This window comes from Qipengyuania sp., assembly GCF_042095715.1.
Taxonomy (GTDB): domain Bacteria; phylum Pseudomonadota; class Alphaproteobacteria; order Sphingomonadales; family Sphingomonadaceae; genus Qipengyuania.
Window position 1 is genome coordinate 21,321 of sequence record NZ_JBELMO010000023.1, and the last position, 16,686, is coordinate 38,006.

12 protein-coding genes, 1 tRNA gene and 1 pseudogene are annotated in these 16,686 nt (G+C 62.9%); 5 read left to right on the plus strand and 9 right to left on the minus strand.

Going from position 1 to position 16,686, the window contains the following annotated elements; genetic code table 11:
• Window positions 1–4: 4 nt before the first annotated feature.
• From ACFDTG_RS07675 to ACFDTG_RS07685, 3 genes are all read right to left on the minus strand, one after another.
• Window positions 5–1,780 (minus strand): cation:proton antiporter, encoded by a 1,776-nt coding sequence (locus ACFDTG_RS07675; protein WP_375290441.1) that lies wholly within the window; start codon window positions 1,778–1,780, stop codon window positions 5–7.
• A gap of 137 nt (window positions 1,781–1,917) precedes the next feature.
• Window positions 1,918–3,504, minus strand: a complete 1,587-nt coding sequence (locus ACFDTG_RS07680; RefSeq protein WP_375290453.1) for a GNAT family N-acetyltransferase — start codon at window positions 3,502–3,504, stop codon at window positions 1,918–1,920.
• 194 nt (window positions 3,505–3,698) lie between these two features.
• Window positions 3,699–4,919: an NADP-dependent isocitrate dehydrogenase gene (locus ACFDTG_RS07685; protein WP_375290442.1), complete on the minus strand. Its 1,221-nt coding sequence runs from the start codon at window positions 4,917–4,919 to the stop codon at window positions 3,699–3,701.
• Window positions 4,920–5,108: 189 nt separating this feature from the next.
• On the opposite strand from ACFDTG_RS07685, the gene ACFDTG_RS07690 reads away from it, so the two are divergent.
• Window positions 5,109–6,527: a sugar MFS transporter gene (locus tag ACFDTG_RS07690; protein WP_375290443.1), complete on the plus strand. Its 1,419-nt coding sequence runs from the start codon at window positions 5,109–5,111 to the stop codon at window positions 6,525–6,527.
• Window positions 6,528–6,592: 65 nt separating this feature from the next.
• On the opposite strand, the gene ACFDTG_RS07695 is transcribed toward ACFDTG_RS07690, so the two are convergent.
• Window positions 6,593–6,667: transfer RNA gene (locus ACFDTG_RS07695), tRNA-Val, on the minus strand.
• A gap of 198 nt (window positions 6,668–6,865) precedes the next feature.
• On the minus strand, window positions 6,866–7,255 hold the full coding sequence (gene cpdR, locus ACFDTG_RS07700) for a cell cycle two-component system response regulator CpdR (protein ID WP_375290444.1): 390 nt from the start codon (window positions 7,253–7,255) through the stop codon (window positions 6,866–6,868).
• 16 nt (window positions 7,256–7,271) lie between these two features.
• Here cpdR and ACFDTG_RS07705 point away from each other — a divergent pair, with 16 nt between their 5' ends.
• Entirely contained in the window at window positions 7,272–8,318 is a 1,047-nt protein-coding gene (locus ACFDTG_RS07705; RefSeq protein ID WP_375290445.1) for an N-formylglutamate amidohydrolase, read from the plus strand.
• A gap of 232 nt (window positions 8,319–8,550) precedes the next feature.
• On the opposite strand, the gene ACFDTG_RS07710 is transcribed toward ACFDTG_RS07705, so the two are convergent.
• From ACFDTG_RS07710 to ACFDTG_RS07720, 3 genes are all read right to left on the minus strand, one after another.
• Entirely contained in the window at window positions 8,551–9,339 is a 789-nt protein-coding gene (locus ACFDTG_RS07710; protein ID WP_375290446.1) for a SapC family protein, read from the minus strand.
• A 186-nt stretch (window positions 9,340–9,525) separates the two neighbouring features.
• Window positions 9,526–10,614 carry a fatty acid desaturase gene (locus ACFDTG_RS07715; protein WP_375290447.1) on the minus strand — a complete coding sequence of 363 codons (1,089 nt, stop codon included), beginning with the start codon at window positions 10,612–10,614 and terminating at the stop codon, window positions 9,526–9,528.
• Between the two features lie 1,154 nt (window positions 10,615–11,768).
• Entirely contained in the window at window positions 11,769–13,199 is a 1,431-nt protein-coding gene (locus ACFDTG_RS07720) for an FAD-binding oxidoreductase (protein WP_375290448.1), read from the minus strand.
• 176 nt (window positions 13,200–13,375) lie between these two features.
• Between ACFDTG_RS07720 and ACFDTG_RS07725 the strand changes: the two genes are divergently transcribed.
• The 3 genes from ACFDTG_RS07725 to ACFDTG_RS07735 all read left to right on the plus strand — a co-directional run bounded on the left by ACFDTG_RS07725 (window position 13,376) and on the right by ACFDTG_RS07735 (window position 16,382).
• Window positions 13,376–13,933 carry a hypothetical protein gene (locus ACFDTG_RS07725; RefSeq protein WP_375290449.1) on the plus strand — a complete coding sequence of 186 codons (558 nt, stop codon included), beginning with the start codon at window positions 13,376–13,378 and terminating at the stop codon, window positions 13,931–13,933.
• Window positions 13,934–14,073: 140 nt separating this feature from the next.
• Entirely contained in the window at window positions 14,074–15,468 is a 1,395-nt protein-coding gene (locus ACFDTG_RS07730; protein WP_375290450.1) for a DEAD/DEAH box helicase, read from the plus strand.
• A 95-nt stretch (window positions 15,469–15,563) separates the two neighbouring features.
• Window positions 15,564–16,382 carry a sterol desaturase family protein gene (locus tag ACFDTG_RS07735; RefSeq protein ID WP_375290451.1) on the plus strand — a complete coding sequence of 273 codons (819 nt, stop codon included), beginning with the start codon at window positions 15,564–15,566 and terminating at the stop codon, window positions 16,380–16,382.
• A 19-nt stretch (window positions 16,383–16,401) separates the two neighbouring features.
• On the opposite strand, the pseudogene ACFDTG_RS07740 reads toward ACFDTG_RS07735, so the two are convergent.
• Window positions 16,402–16,686, minus strand: a pseudogene (locus ACFDTG_RS07740) (DNA helicase II); the annotation flags it as partial.

Here is a 16,686-nt window from a genome sequence, read left to right on the forward strand (position 1 = left end):
GCTTTCAACCGTCGGACGGTCCCGTCCTCAGTTTGGGGCGATAGGCAAGCGCGCCTTCGCGTTCGATCTCCTCGCGATATTCGTCCCGCTTTTCGTGAATGGAGGCGATCACCGGGCCCATGGCGACGCCGATATCCACCAGCACTGCCTCGGAAAGCTGGAGCGAGCTTTCCAGCGTCTCAGGCACCGCATGGCTTGCGCCCGCGCGGTACAGCTCGGCGGCATGGGCAACATCGCGGGCGCGAGAGACGATCAGCATGTCCGGAAACGCCTCGCGCAGCTTCTCGATGATGCGGCGCGCATGGATGGGTTGATCCATGGTCAGTACCACGGCGGCGGCCTCGTCCGCGCCGAAGCGGCTCAGCATGTCGGGCCGGGCGGCGTCCCCGAAGGCGGCGCTGTAACCGCGCCGTTTGAGGGCCCGCACCTCGTCCGCATCGGCTTCGATGAGAAGATAGGGCTTTTCGTGCCTAGTCAGCATGTCCGCGACGAGGCGCCCTACGCGGCCGCCCCCGATGATCAGGACGCGGCCCCCCCCGTCTTCTTCAGACGGAGCCATGGGAGATCCGCTATCTCCTCCGTCGACGCGCCGCGCCGTCCAGCGGCCAAGCATGGCGAGAAACGGCGTAACCGTGAGCCCGAGCGCCACCACCAGCTGCCAGAACTGCGCGGATTCGAAATTGATCAGATTGACCGACAGCGCGGTGGCGAGAACGATCAGGGTCGTTTCGGAAGGGCTGGCGAGCAGGATCCCCGCCTCCGTCGCCGCGCCGGGTCGCAATCCGCCGAGCCGCAGCATGGTGGTGGTGACCGCCGCCTTGATGACCAGCACCAGGGTGAGCGCGATTAAAACCTCGCTCAGCCGGTTGGCGAGAACCAGCAGGTCCAGCCCCATGCCCACCGTGATCAGAAACACGCCCAGCGCCAGTCCGATGAATGGTTCGATGATCGATTCCACTTCGGTGTGGTAATCCGTTTCCGCGATCATCAGCCCTGCCGTGAGAGCGCCGACGATGGGCGACAGCCCGACCGCCGCCGTCGACAGCGAGGCGACGATCACCACCATCAGCGTGGCGGCCAGGAACACCTCCGGGCTCTTGGTGCGGGCCGCCTGCGCAAACAGGGGCGGCAAGAGATACCTGCCCGCCAGGATCAGGGCGATCATCACCACGGCGCCCGCGGTGAGGGTGGAAAGAAAGCCGCTGGATTCGAATTCCGCGTCCCCGCGCCCCATCGCGCCCAGCAGGAAGATGATGGGGACGATGGCGATGTCCTCGAACAGTAGAGTTCCCAGTGCCGCGCGGCCTACGGGCGTGCGCAGATTGGCAATCTTGAGCACCAGGGCGGTGGAGGAAAGCGCCAGCGCCAAGCCCAGCGCCAAGGCGGTGGGGACCGAATTGCCTAGCATTACCAGCCCCAGTCCGATCAGCGCGGCGCTTCCGAACAGTTCCATGGGGCCAAGGCGGAATATGGTGTCGCGCAGCGCTACCAGCCGTTTGAAGGAAAGCTCCAGCCCGATCCCGAACAGCAGCAGGGTAATCCCGAATTCGGCGAACGGCTCCAGCGCCTCGCGGTTGCTGATGGTGACATAGCCGAGCCAAGGCTGCCCTTCGACCAGCCGGCCGAGCCCGAATGGGCCCACCGCGATGCCCACCAGAATGAACCCGATTACCGGGGTGATCCGAAACCGCGCGAACAGCGGGATCACGATCCCCGCCGCTCCGAGGATCACGAGCGCATCGGAAAGCATGGATCCGGTTTCTAGAGTGGGCGCGTGCATGCCATGGACCTATCGGCAGGACGGCCCAATGTCACGACATCGCTGACAAAACTCCAATCCGCTGTGTCGTAATCTGTCGGCTCACAGATCGCGAGCCCATTCGGCAAAAGAGAAGCCCCACGGCCTCGCCCTATCGCTTAGCCGCCACCCGGTGTGTGCGGACCCGCTGCGGGCGCTTCTTCGCTAGCGCGGGCTTCGCCGATGCGCGATCCGACCTTGCCAACGCGCTTGTCCCACTGGATGCGGTAGAGATCGAAGCGCCTGTCGGCCAGGTTCTGCACGGTCCCTTCCGCGCGGGCCCATTGCAGATCGGCAAGGTTCACGTCGCTGATCGTCAGCGTCTCCACGTTCTCGCTTGCTTCAGCGGCAATCCCGTCGCGCGCGAACGGGAAATCGCACGGGGTCAGGATGCAGCTTTGCGCGTACTGGATATCCATGTTGGCGACATTGGGCAGATTGCCGACATTGCCGCTGAGGACCGTGTAGCACTGGTTCTCGATCGCACGGGCCTGCGCGCAATAACGAACGCGCATGTAGCCCTGGCGGCTGTCGGTGCAGAAGGGCACGAAGATGATGCGCGCGCCTTCGTCCACCAGCCGGCGCGCGAGCTCGGGGAATTCGCTGTCGTAGCAGATGAGGACGCCGATAGGGCCGCAATCGGTGGGGATCGCATCGATGCTGTCCCCGCCCTTGATGTTCCACCAATAGGCTTCATTGGGCGTGGGGTGGATCTTTTCCTGCGCATGGATCGATCCATCCCTCAGGCAGACGTAGGCAACGTTGTGGATGTCGCCATCCTCCAGCCGGGTCGGGTGGCTGCCGCCGATGATGTTGATGTTGAAATTGAGCGCCATCTCGCTGAGGCGTTCGCGGATCTTAGGTGTGTAGTCGGAAAGGCGCTCGATCGCCTCCAGCGGCGTCAGCTCGTTCTCCTCCGCGCTCAGCAGCATCAGCGTAAACATTTCCGGAAACACGATGAAGTCCGCCTCGTAATCGGCTGCAACATCAACGAAATATTCCACTGTGCGGATGAAATCGTCGAAGTCCTTCACTGCGCGCGCCTGTAGCTGGCAGGTCGCGATGCGGACGCTTTCCACATCACGCGGCAGGCGGTGCTTGGGCGGCGAATCGCCATCGACATAGGGGTTGCGCCACACCATCCGGACGGCATGGCCGCGGCTGCGCTTGTCCTCTGGCAGATAGCCCCGCAGCACGCCCTGCGGCTCGAAGCCATTGGCGAGCTGAAAGCGCAGCACGGGATCGTGAACCTTGCTGTCGAGAACAAGCTGGAGGTATTCTTCCGGCGTATCGGCACGATTGTTCTTCCGCCGCTTGGCGCGAGAATAGCCGGGCATGCGCCCGCCAAAGACGATGCCCGTCAGGTCCAGCCGCTCGGCCAGGGCGCGGCGTTCCTCGTACAGGCGGCGACCGATGCGGGTCCCGCGCACCTCGGGATCGACGCACATTTCGTAACCGTAGAGCCAATCGCCGGTGGGATCGTGGCGACTGCCGAATCCGTTACCGGTTACCTCGTCCCAGTCATGATCGGCCAACGCGACACGCTCGTCGAGACGCATGGAGGCGCAATAGCCCACGATCAGCCCGTCCAGCTTGGCGATGAAGCAACCCTCAGGATAGTTGTTGAGTTGCCCCCTGATCTCGCCCTGCGTGTAGGCGGGCAGATCGTCATAGGCGCGCCGCACCAGATCGGCGATGTCGCGCACATCCTTGAGCTTCGCCTGACGAACTTCCAAGCGCGCTTTGGAATTAGTGGCCATTGAACCTATCCACTCTCACTTGCGAAAGGGGCAGCGGGACTGGGCGCCTAAGAGCAGCGCCAAGCCGCAGCGGGACGGGCCCCGCATTTTCGTCGGCCCGTCCACGCCCCGTAACCCCCCCCACTCGGGAGGGGATATTGTTATCCCCAGTTCGACATTTCCGCTTCGAGGTTGTTCACGATCGCCTCGAAGAACTGCTCGGTGGTGAGCCAGCTCTGGTCGGGACCTATCAGCAGCGCCAGATCTTTCGTCATCTGGCCCTTCTCCACCGTCTGGATGCACACCCGCTCCAGCGTCTCGGCGAACTTTACCACGTCGGGCGTCTCGTCGAACTTGCCGCGATACATCAGGCCACGCGTCCACGCGAAGATGCTGGCGATGGGGTTGGTGCTGGTCGCCTTGCCCTGCTGGTGCTGGCGATAGTGGCGGGTCACGGTGCCATGCGCCGCTTCGGCTTCCACCGTCTTGCCGTCGGGGCTGAGCAGCACGCTGGTCATCAGGCCCAGGCTGCCGAAGCCCTGCGCCACCACGTCGGACTGCACGTCGCCGTCGTAGTTCTTGCAGGCCCAGACGAACTTGCCGTTCCACTTCAGTGCTGCGGCCACCATATCGTCGATGAGGCGATGTTCGTAATGGATGCCGGCCTTGTCGAACTTGTCGGCGAATTCAGCGTCGTAGACTTCTTGGAACAGGTCCTTGAAGCGGCCGTCATAGGCCTTGAGGATCGTGTTCTTGGTGCTGAGATACACCGGCCATTTGCGATCGAGGCCATAGTTGAAGCTGGCGCGGGCGAAATCGCGGATCGAATCGTCGAGGTTGTACATCGCCATGGCGACGCCACTCGACTCGAATTCGAAGACATCGAGATCGATGTTCTTCCCATCCGCGCCCTCGAACACGAGGCGCAGCTTGCCCGCTCCTGGGATCAGCGTGTCGGTGGCGCGATACTGGTCGCCGAAGGCGTGACGACCGACAACGATGGGATCGGTCCAGCCGGGGACGAGGCGGGGTACGTTGTCGATCACGATCGGCTCACGGAAGACCACGCCGCCCAGGATGTTGCGGATGGTGCCGTTGGGGCTGCGCCACATCTTCTTGAGGCTGAATTCCTCCACGCGCGCTTCGTCCGGCGTGATGGTGGCGCATTTCACGCCCACGCCGTGTTCCTTGATGGCATTGGCGGCATCGACGGTGATCTGATCGTCGGTCTCGTCGCGCTTCTCGATCGAAAGATCGTAATATTTCAGGTCGACATCCAGATAGGGGAGGATCAGCCGTTCGCGGATCCATTCCCAGATGATACGGGTCATCTCGTCGCCATCGAGTTCGACGACGGGGTTCGCTACCTTGATTTTCTGCATGGCTGTCCTGTGTTCTGAATGGGAATTGACCGGGGCTTTAGAGAGCGTGCGGCGGGGGCGCAAGGCGAGGGCGGGGGCCGCTTTTGCACGAATTATGGCGCGCCGCAGTTGCGCCCCTACGGAATCGCCGTAAGTGTCGCCTCTAAACCGGTTTCAGACGGTGCATCAGGCGAGAGGAATACGGCGACGATGGCAATTGCTCCTTCGGTCAGCGCAAGCACGGACCCGCGTCCGGTGGAAGACGACAGCCCACCGGTAAACGCGCCCGGACTCAACTATTTCGTTTTCGGGCTGTTCTTCATCTTCGGCGGGATCACGTCGCTCAACGACGTGATCATTCCCAAGCTGAAGGAGCTGTTCACGCTTTCCTACACCGAAGCGATGCTGGTGCAGTTCTGCTTTTTCGCCGCCTATCTTGTCATCGGTATCCCCGGTGCCAAGCTGGTGAAAAAGATCGGTTACATGCGCGGCGCCGTGGCCGGGCTGTGCACGATGATCGTGGGCTGCCTGCTGTTTATCCCGGCCAGCCAGACGGCGACATACGAGATCTTTCTTGGCGCGCTGTTCATTCTGGCGAGTGGGGTGGTGATCGTGCAGGTAGTGGCAAACCCGCTGATCAGCCTGCTCGGCCCACCTTCCACGACCCATAGCCGCCTGACTTTCGCGCAGGCGTTCAATTCGCTTGGCACCACGGTGTTTCCCATCGTCGGCGCGGCGGTGATTCTCGGCAGCCTCGCGAATGTCTCGGCAGACGATCTTTCGGGTGCGCAGTTGCAGGCCTATCGCGCGGCGGAGAGCGAGGCGATCTGGCAGGGCTATCTGGGCGTCGCGGCGCTTATCGCGCTGGTCGCGGCGGCTGTCTGGATGTTCCGCAACCGCCTGCCGCACGATCCGAAGATCATGGGCGAGGGGGATCTCGTTTCCTCCAGCCGTTACCTCGTCGGTCTGGCAATTGCAGCCGTGGGCGCATTCATCGCCTTCCAGCTTAGCGGCGTTGTGGGGGTGCTCATAATCCTGCTGGCACCGGCGGTGTGGCTCTATGACAACGATCTGCTGAAGCGGGCCCGCTTCAGCTACGGGGCGCTGTGCATTTTCCTGTATGTCGGCGCGGAAGTTTCCATCGGGTCGATCATGATCAATTACCTGTCCACCGAGCGCGTGCTGGGCGAGCCGGAAAGCGTCATCGGCTGGATGATCGGCCTTTATTGGGGCGGCGCGATGGTTGGCCGGTTCATCGGTTCGGCGGCGTTGCGCATGTTCAGCCCCGGCAAGATACTGGCCTTCAATGCCACGGGCTCCATCCTCCTCATCATCATTTCGGCGCTGAGCTCGGGCGAAGTGGCGGCCTATACGCTGCTCGCCGTGGGACTGATGAATTCGATCATGTTCCCGACCATCTTTTCCCTCGCTTGTGAGAAGCTTGGGCCGCGGGCGGCGGATGGATCGGGGATTATCAATGTGGCGATCTTCGGCGGGGCGATCGTGCCTTTGCTCTACGGCACGGTGGCCGATGGGACGGGCGGCAACCTCGCGCTGGCGATGATCATTCCAATCGTGTGCTACGCTATCATCGCGGGCTTCGGACTGTTCGCCCGGCGGCCCGCCTGACATCTCCTGAAGCACAAACAAAAACCCCGCAAAGCAAAGGCTTTGCGGGGTTTTTTGTCATCCCATGGTGGGCGTAGCAAGGATTGAACTTGCGACCCCTACGATGTCAACATAGTGCTCTACCACTGAGCTATACGCCCGCACCATGGATGATTTGCCCCGCCGGTCCGGCTGGGCAGGCGGGCCCTTTAGCGGCGCTGGCTCCGGCGCGCAAGGCCCATCCGATCAACAGCCCGAAGACGCCCGAAACCTGTCGATCGCCCGCTTGATCGCCGGTGCGAGTAGATCGAACGATATCCGGATTACGTCCGAAGTCGAAACACCGCCCTCCGATCACCTCACAGCGAGGCGGACAGGCGATCGCCCAGCACCCGTTCGACTTCCATCACAAGGTCCTTGAGGTGAAACGGCTTGGAAAGCACCTTGGCCTGCGGCTGTTCGCGGCTGGCCTTCAGTGTCACCGCTGCGAAGCCGGTGATGAACATGACTTTGGTATCGGGGCTGACGTCATTGCATTTCTGCGCCAACTCGATGCCATCCATTTCGGGCATGACGATGTCCGACAGGAGCAGGTCGTAATGGCGTTCTTCAAGCAGCGGCAGGGCCAGCGTGCCCCGGTCCACGGCATCGACCGCGAAACCGGCGTTCACAAGAGCGCGCTCCAGATAGGTGCGCATGGCCGAATCGTCTTCGGCCAGCAGGATCGATGCACGGGCTGGGTCGGTCATGTCGCTCCAATAACGCATGGACGTTAAGAAATCTCCGCCGTTAACCGAAAAAACCGCGCAGGCCGTCGATCCGCCGCCGCCATTTGACTTGGCGGCCCGTAAAGCCGAGCATCCGCACAGGATGACGAACGAGGTGCAAGAGCCGGGAGAGCGGCGTGAAGGGGGATCTATCCCGTCCGACGGCGGTGCTGCCTTCACCTCCTTCGTGCCCGATGCGCTGCCTGTGCCGATTTTGATAGCAGTTCCGCACGCCGGCCGTGAGTATCCCGACAATCTGACCGCCGCCATGCGCGATCCGCCATTCGCGAAGATGCGGCTGGAGGATCGCTACGTCGATCGAATCGGGGAGGCGGTGGCCGCCGCGACCGGCGCCGCGCTGCTGGTGGCAAAGGCGCCGCGCGCGTTGCTCGATCTCAACCGCGCGCCCGATGATATCGACTGGAGCATGGTCGCCGACGGGGCGGGGCAGCGACCGGCCAATTCGGCTTCCAATCGCCGGGCGCGCGGCGGGCTTGGGCTGGTGCCCCGGCGCGTTCCAGGCTTGGGCGAGGTTTGGAAGCGGCGCCTGACCCGCGCGGATCTCGAAGCGCGGATTGCCGGCGTCCATCGCCCCTATCACCAGGAGGCATCGGCCATACTGGAGCGGCTGCGGGACCGCTGGGGCGCGGCGCTGCTGATCGATCTGCATTCCATGCCGCCCCTCCGCCGCAGCGGCAGTCCGGGCGAGCCAGTGGAATTCGTGCTGGGCGATCGCTTCGGCGCGTCTGCCTCAGGCTCTCTGAGTGCCCATGCGCTGCGGTTCATGGCCCACGCGGAACGGCGGATGGCCCACAACCGGCCGTATTCGGGGGGATATGTGCTGGAGCGGCAGGCTGCTCCGCGCCGCGGCATCCACGGCCTGCAGATCGAGGTATGCCGGTCCATCTATCTGGATGCGCAATTGGATCAGCCCGGCCCACGCCTGCCCGCCGTGGCGCGCGTTCTGTCCGGCCTTGTCCGCTCGCTGGCGCACGAGGTTGCCGCTTTCGGGGATCCCGGCGTCTTGTCTTACGCCGCCGAATAAGCCGGCTTCGCCAAAATCGACCGGGTGCCCAGCATAAAAAAACCACCTCGCGCGCGATGGCACGAGGTGGCCGAGGTTCAGGGAGGAATGCACTTTCGTGCATTGCCATGGCGCCATGAGGGTAGCGCCCGGCAAGGGTAAAATGGCAATTCGGCTTTACGGTTTCAAGACAAAGAAAGGGCCCCGGCGCCGGATGGCGCGCGAGGCCCTCGCTTCATCGTATTCAGGCCACTTAGTTGACCGAGAGCGGGGTGTCCTGCTGGTGTAGCGGTCCCTTGCCCTGCTGCGCCTGGCGGCCGAAGATCTTGCGCATTTGGTCGAGCGAGAACAGGTGCGCATGGATCAGCATGAGCAGGCCGTTCTTGTTCCACTCTTCCAGCTTGGCGGCGGGAACCGCGTTCAGCTTCTCGCGGTCCACCATCGAAAAGCCGCGATAGACGAAGGGCTTGTCGGGCTGATCGTTCTGCGTGATGCCGATCTCGCCTTCCATCAGCAGGTCGTTGGCCTTCAGCTCGTCGATGAAAGCCTTCGTGCGCTGGCCCGCATTCTCGAACTGCTCGCAGAACTGGAGGATGCGCTGCGTCGCGTCGGTGGGTTTGCCTTCGCCGTCGAACAGCGTCTCGCCCTCGCCGAAATCTCCGACCGCATCTGCAGTGGGATCGAAGCACAACGACAGTTCCTGCGCATCGGGCGAAAGCCGCGCCAGCATGTAGGGATAACGGCGGATATAGGCGGGAAGATAGACCGGCTCATTGATCTTGCCATCATCGTCCACGTAGGTGTTCACGCCTTCGTTGAGGCCCATGAGCGCCAGCGGTAGCGGATCGTCGCCGCTGCTGAACACGATAGGGAAATCGCGCTGTGCGTCGACGAACTCCTCCACAGTCAGCGGAATGGCGTGCGCGCCCTTCATGAACTTGGCGTCGGGAAGCTGGCGCGCCTTCCAGCTCGCATGGTCGCGGCTGTTGAGCGGCATGAGGTCTTTGTAGAACAAGGGCAGGTTCTGCGGCGCACTGGCCATGGATTACTCTCCGAATCCGGGTGAATGAGCTTCGCCGCCGCTGCCTGCGGCAAGGCGCGAACGCGCGGGGGCATAGAGGTCAGGGCCCGAAGGTGCAAGCGCGGCCGTGACTGGCTGGCTTCCTTCGGCTCGCCCACTTACATCCATGTGCCGGGAGGCGCGCCCTTGATCTTCCGGCGTGGACTTTCAGGCGCGCGCGCGGTGGTCGAAGGGGACCAATCGCCGCGTGGGTTCATCCCACAACGCCAGGCGCACGACGGGGAGCGTATCGCGGATGGAAAAGCGGTTGATGTCGCTCAGCCCAGGATGTGCCTTCAGCACGTCAGGCAGTCGATAAAATGGGATCCGGCTGGCAAGATGGTGGACGTGATGGATGCCGATATTCGCGGTGAACCAGCGTAGCACCGGCGGCAGATCGAGGTGGGAGCTGCCTTTCAGCGCCGCATCGTGGAACGACCAGTCGGCGGAATAATCCCAGTGGCTCTCTTCGAACTGGTGCTGGATGTAGAACAGCCAGACGCCGATCGAGGCGGCAATAAGCAGTGCGGGCAACAGGCTCAACGCCACAACATCGAAGCCGAACCGGAAGCCGAGTGCCGCCAGCATCGCTGCGGTGACGAGGTTGGTCGCCAGCGCGCTAGCCCAATAGATCCACCCGGCTTTCATCAGCCCGATCGGAAGCCGGTGCCGAAGCAGGAACAGATAGGCGGGGCCGATTCCGAACAGGACGAGGGGATGGCGATAGGCGCGATAGCCCATCCTGCCCCATCGGCTGCGCGCGTCATATTCGGCGACCGTCAGCGTATCGACATCGCCGAAACCGCGCCCATCCAGATTCCCCGTGCCGGCATGGTGCAGCGCATGGGAGCGCCGCCAGCAATCGTAAGGCGTGAAGGTGAGCGTGCCTAGCGCCCTGCCGACCCAATCGTTCGTCTTGCGTTTGCGGAAGAACGATCCGTGACCGCAATCGTGCTGGATCAGGAAAAGCCTTAGCAGGAACAGGCCAACGGGCAGGGCGAGCACCAGGGCAAAGAGATAACCCGCCTCCACCGCGACCAGCATGAGCCCGGCAAGGGCGAAAAAGGGGACGAGTGTGACCACAAGCTCGAATAAGCTGCGCCGCCAGTCCGCTGCACCGAAAGGCTTGAGCTGCCCGGCCAGCCGACGAGGATCGACAGCCGCCTCGGCGCGATCTTCACGCTCTGCCAAGTCATCGGACGGGGTGTTATCTTCGGGGGCGAAAGCCACCGCATGGGCGCTTGTTCGGGTCAGCACCTGGGCCCCAGAGAATTTTTCATCATAACCTCAAACATTGGGCCAGCACGCTTTGTTCCTTGACGAAGGTAGGAAGGAGCAAGCGATAGACTGGTAATTTCGGAATGCGATGGTTGCACGAGGCGAGCCGGTGCGTTTCGCCAGTCGGCTCTATAAGGCTCCGCGAAAGAGAGTGATAGCACCGCAGAGATGAATGTCGGATGTGTTTTTTTGGTGGGGCCGAACAGCTGTTTTCGGGTGTTTGCCAAAAAGAGCTGCCGATCGATAATGACCCCTACTCAGCTGTTCCGGTGCCTCGGCACCAACCCGAAAAAGCGGGCGAACTGTCATTCGAATTGCTTGCTCTATAAGAGCCTGCCAGCAACCGCCCAAAACCGTTCAATCTGGCTTGTCATAAGCCGCAGAACTGATCGGTGGCAGACTGCGATGTCGCAGGTTACAAAGATAAGGTGATTAGCACCTATTCGGGCGGACGGACTAATGCAGCTATCCCATCGTCCTGACTTGCATAGTATGTGTAAAGGCCGGCTCCGGGCGTCACAATGTCAACTCGCTCTGGGATCAACCCGCGAGGAGGCGGTGGCGGGATAGCACCGTCCAACGTCGTGTCTTCATGGTTAGAGGAAGAGCAAGGGCGTAGGAGTGCATTGTCAAGCTGCCGGCTAACACCTGTATCAAGGATCCATTCGGCACGCGGCATTGCGTTAAATGAAGCGCCTTCAACCCAGATTTGACTACGGCCTACCGCTGTTCCTCGCCACAACCCGTCAGTAGATCGAACGACAATAATACTATACTCCCGCGTCTCGAGATGCCCTCCTCTACCACATACCATGACCCTCGTGGGTGCCTGCGGCATCGGCTCGCCGAGCGCCTTACGAAGCGAGCGGTGATCCTCAACCGCGGAAGCGGTTTCCCTTAACCGGTCAGAGGCTACCGGCAGGCACAGCGCGGGATCGGCCTGGTCAACATTGGCGGGGGTCGCAACAGCGAGCAGAAGTATGCTTATCATGAGTGCAGGATACAAGCGCCAATGCGTCAAGCAACGAATGCTGTTTTAGCATGTGTCTGGCAAGCTGTCGGTCCTCTTTCTACCGGATCCCCGCTTGAGTTCGCCAGCCTTTCCGACCGAAGAGCGGCCGCTATTCCTGAAATCATTCGCTCACGAGTAACTTGCCGGGGTTCATAATGCCCTGAGGATCGAGGGCGCGCTTTATGGTTCGTAGCATAGCCAGCGCCACTGGATCGCCTAGCCTCGACAATTCATCGACCTTTAGCTGGCCGATGCCGTGTTCGGCGCTGATCGAGCCGCCCCATCGGGTAACCATGTCGTAAACCTGCCCGCTGATTGCTTTGGCCTCGTCGGTGTACCATGCCTCAGGGTCAACGCCGCGCGGAGCGATGACGTGGAAATGGATGTTGCCATCACCCAGATGGCCGAAGGCGATCGCCTGCGTGCCGGGCCACGCGCTTTCCATGTATGGCACCGCTTCTTCCACGAAGGCAGGCATTTTTTCGACCGGCACCGAGATGTCGTGCTGCACCGCAGGACCCTTGGCGCGCTGCGAAGCGGCGACGGAATCGCGCAATTGCCAGAACGCTTCGGCCTGGGTTTCATTGGCGGCGATGGTGGCATCGGCCAGCAGCCCCGCCTCCAACGCGCTTGCCAGCATGCCTTCGGCCATCGCATCCAGCCTTTCAACTTTCGACCGCTCCGCTACCAGCTCGATCAGCACGTGCCAGGGGTGCATGCCGGAAAGCGGGGCGCGGGCATCGGGGAGGTGATTCAGGACATCGTCAAGCGTGCCCTGGGCGAGCACCTCGAACCCTTCCAGCGCGTCGCCCGTCTCCGCCTCGCAATGCACCAGCAGCCTGCGCGCCGCGGGCAGGCTTTCCACCCCGGCCCACAATACGCGCCGGTCGGCGATGGCCGGGAGCAGGCGCAAGGTCGCAGCGGTGACGATGCCCAGCGTCCCTTCCGATCCGATCAGCAACTGCTTGAGGTCGAAACCGCGATTGTCCTTCTTCAGCGGGGTGAGGGCGGAGAACACCTTGCCGTCGGGCAACACCGCTTCCAGCCCCAGCACCAGCGCGCGCATCGAGCCGTGACGCAGCACCTGCGTGCCACCGGCGTTGGTGGAGACGAGCCCGCCAATGGTGGCCGATCCCTTTCCCCCTAGCGTGAGGGGGAGGCGCAGCCCTTGTTCGTCCGCCGCCTCGTGCAGGGTCTGCAGGACCACGCCCGCATCGCATACCGCGCGGCCAGCCTCTGCGTCGATCTCGCGGATGGTGGCCATGCGCCGCATGGAAAGCAGGACGGCCTCTCCGCTCTTGTCTGGCGTGGCGCCGCCGCACATCCCGCTGTTTCCGCCCTGCGGCACGATGGCGATCCCGTGGCGCGCGCACAGCCCGACCAGAGCGGCGGTCTCCTGCGTGCTGGCGGGGGAGGCCATGCCGAGCGCGCGGCCGGTGAAGCGGCGTCGCCAGTCGGTGAGCCAGGGTGCCATCAGATCGGGATCGGTGGTGAAGCCGCGTGGGCCCAGCAGGTCTTCGGCTTCGGCGAGGAAGGCAGGTGTGTCCGTCATGCCACTGGTTATGGGCGATCGTGCCGCAACTTGCCATACCGACCGCAAGTTGCCGAAGGCGTGGGCAATTAAGGGCTTGTTCAAACGGGCGGGGGCAGGAAGGATCGGCCAAATGGGACGACGCGCGTCCCGCATCGCCGCCTAAGGGGTGAGTTTCGACCGGTTTCATGACTGCCATGGCTGCCTTTGTTTGGGCGCTCGCACTGTCGGCGCCAGTCGAGTATGCCGTGCCCGAGATGAAGGGGCGCGGTCCACTTTCCGTGGCGGAACAGGACGCGGAACGTGCCCAGGTGCAGGATCCCGTCGCGGTCTGGAATGACCTCGCCCGCGCGTTCCAGGTGCGGGGCCAAGCGCAGGTGCGCATCGAACAGCGGGTCATCATGCGCATAGTGCCGCGTCCCGGCCCCTCGCGAGAAAGCCTGACTGCGCTCGCCCCCGTATCCGTGCCCCAGACACGGATGCAGGAACGGCCGATGGACGATTGCGTGTCGCTCAGCTCGATCGCCGGCGTCCAGCCGCGCGGGCAATCGCGCCTGTTGCTGTTCCTGCGCGACAGGCGATTGGTCGCTGCCGATCTTGAACGGTCGTGTTCTGCGCGCGATTTCTACTCCGGTTTCTATGTCGAGAAATCATCCGACGGGCGTCTGTGCACCGGGCGCGACAAGGTTCTGGCGCGCAGCGGTGCGCGCTGTTCGCTGTCGGGTTTCAGCGAAATCGTTCCCGCAGACGGCTGACCTGACCCGAAACACGACCGTCCGATCTTGACTTTTTGGGGTTTTTCGCCACAGGGCCGCATGTGCCGGCCTGTGCGAGCCGCTCGAACGTATTTCCGTGCAAATTCCCTTATCCTCTTATTGAACGCGAACCGCCACGTATGCTTTTTGCCGATCTCGGCCTTTCTCCCGAACTTCTGAACGCGGTCGAGGCCGCCGGCTATAGCGAGCCGACCGCAATCCAGGCGGAAGCGATCCCCGCCGTCCTCATGATGAAGGACATCATCGGCATCGCCCAGACGGGAACCGGCAAGACGGCAAGCTTCGTGTTGCCGATGATCGATATCCTGGCCCAGGGCCGGCGCCGCGCGCGGATGCCGCGCAGCCTGATCCTGGCACCGACTCGCGAACTGGCCGCACAGGTGGCCGAGAATTTCGAGAAATACGGCAAGAACCACGATCTCACGCTCGCTCTGCTGATCGGCGGCGTGCAGATGGGCGATCAGGTAAAGGCGCTGGACGAGGGCGTGGACGTGCTCATCGCCACCCCGGGCCGGCTGATGGACCTGTTCGAACGCGGCAAGATCCTGCTGAACGGCTGCGAATTGCTGGTGATCGACGAGGCGGACCGGATGCTCGACATGGGGTTCATCCCCGATATCGAGTTCATTTGCTCCAAGCTTCCGGAAACGCGGCAGACGATGCTGTTTTCGGCCACCATGCCGCCCCCGATCGAGAAGCTTACGAAAAAGTTTCTGACAAGCCCCAAGCGTATCGAGGTCAGCCGGGCCGCGTCCACCAATCAGGACATCACCGCCTTCAAGGTGAAGACCGAAAATCGCGCCAAGCGTGATACGCTGCGCTGGCTGCTGCGCAACGATCTGGTGGAAACCGCGATCATCTTCGCCAATCGCAAGACCACGGTGCGCGAAGTTAACAAGAGCCTGCAAAGTCACGGCTTCGCCAGTGGCGAAATCCATGGCGACATGGACCAGACAAGCCGCAACCGCGAACTCGAACGGTTCAAGAAGGGCGACATCAATATCCTGGTCGCCAGCGACGTGGCCGCCCGTGGCCTCGACGTGAAAGGCGTGAGCCACGTCTTCAACTTCGACACGCCCTGGCACCCGGACGATTACGTCCACCGCATTGGCCGCACCGGCCGGGCAGGCGCCAAGGGCCGTGCCTTCACACTCGTGGCCAAGGAAGATGCCGAAGCGATCGATAACATCGAAAAGCTGACAGGCTTCGAGATCCCGGTATTCGGCAAGGACGATGTCAGGGTCGAACTGGTTGATCCAAAGGCGGAAGAGACGGCAGACCGGCGCGAGTCAAATAAGCGCACCGAGCGTCCGGACCGCACACAGCGCTCCGAACGCGACGAAGCGCCGAGGCGCGAAAAGCCGGCGCGCAAGGCCCGTTCTGCTTCCGGTTCATCTTCCGGCTCCTCGGGCCAATCTCGTGAACGCGACCGTGAACCGGAAGATCGGTCGAGCGGGCCGGGCGAGTGGAACGGCCCGATGCCAAGCTTCCTGGAAGTTTCCGCCGTCAGATGAACTCCGCAGAGAGAGCGCGTCAGCGCCCTCTCGCCCCATGCAGTTTAACGGTTTCTTCTGCGTACCGGGCTTAAGGCCGCGGGATGGAGCCTTTCGTGCAATTCCTGCTGCAACTGACCACCAAAATGGCGATGGTCGCGGCGGTATTCGCAGCGCTGGCTGTTCTCACCAAGCGTAAGGCGATCGGCGCTGCACTGGTGCGGTGCCGGAGGGAAAGCTCGACCAATGCCGGGCTGTTCGCGATCAATTACATTGTCCTAGCACCGGTGTTCGTCGTCGTCGCCGTTGCGGTCGAGGATTCGCTCCCCCGGTTGGGCGGGTTCGCGGCGGTGTGGGAGGCAATCCCGCTATGGCTCGCCGTGGTTCTTGCCATACCCGTCATCGAGTTGGCGGCCTATTGGCGGCACCGGCTGGAGCATGACCGTTCGTTGTGGCGCTTCCACGCCACGCACCATGCCGATCAGGCGCTGACCTGGTTCAGCGTGACCCGCAAACATCCGGTCGGCAAGCTTCTGGAAATGCTGGTCGATATCCTGCCGTTGCTGGTGCTGGGCGCACCCGCGGCGATCGTCGTCGCAGCCCAATTCGTGCGCGGCTGGTGGGGCTATTTCATCCACGCGGATCTCCCGTGGACGCTCGGCCCGCTGGGCCGGGTCCTCATTTCGCCCGCCGCCCACCGCCTCCATCATGTCAGGGACGAATCGCTCATGGGCGCAAATTACGGAAACATGCTCACCGTGTGGGATCGGCTGTTCGGCACCTGGGCCGATCCGGCGCCGCATCTCGGCTGCGCCACCGGAATCGTCGAGGGTACCCGCGGCGTAGTGGGCGAACTGAAAAGACCGTGGGAGGGCCGCTATCGCGCCCACAGATCCGACGCTATCGGCGAGGCTCAGCGCACGGCAGCGAACTAACTCCCCGCGGCAAGCGCAGTCAGGCGGGCTTCACGAAACTGTCCAGAACGCGCTTGTCGCCGCTGGTTTCGAAGGCGATGGCCAGCTTATTGCCCTCCTGCCCGGTTACCGTGCCATAGCCGAACTTGTCGTGGAACACGCGCGCGCCGATCGCGATGTCCGAGCGCGGCTTGGTTGCGAAGCTGGCGGCGCTGCGGCCGGATTCCGGCAGCCGCTTTGGCGTCGGGTCGTAGCCGCCGGACAGTGCGCGTTGCCAGCCCGGTCCGCGCGAAGAGCCGCGCTGCGGCGCGTCGCGCGCAACATG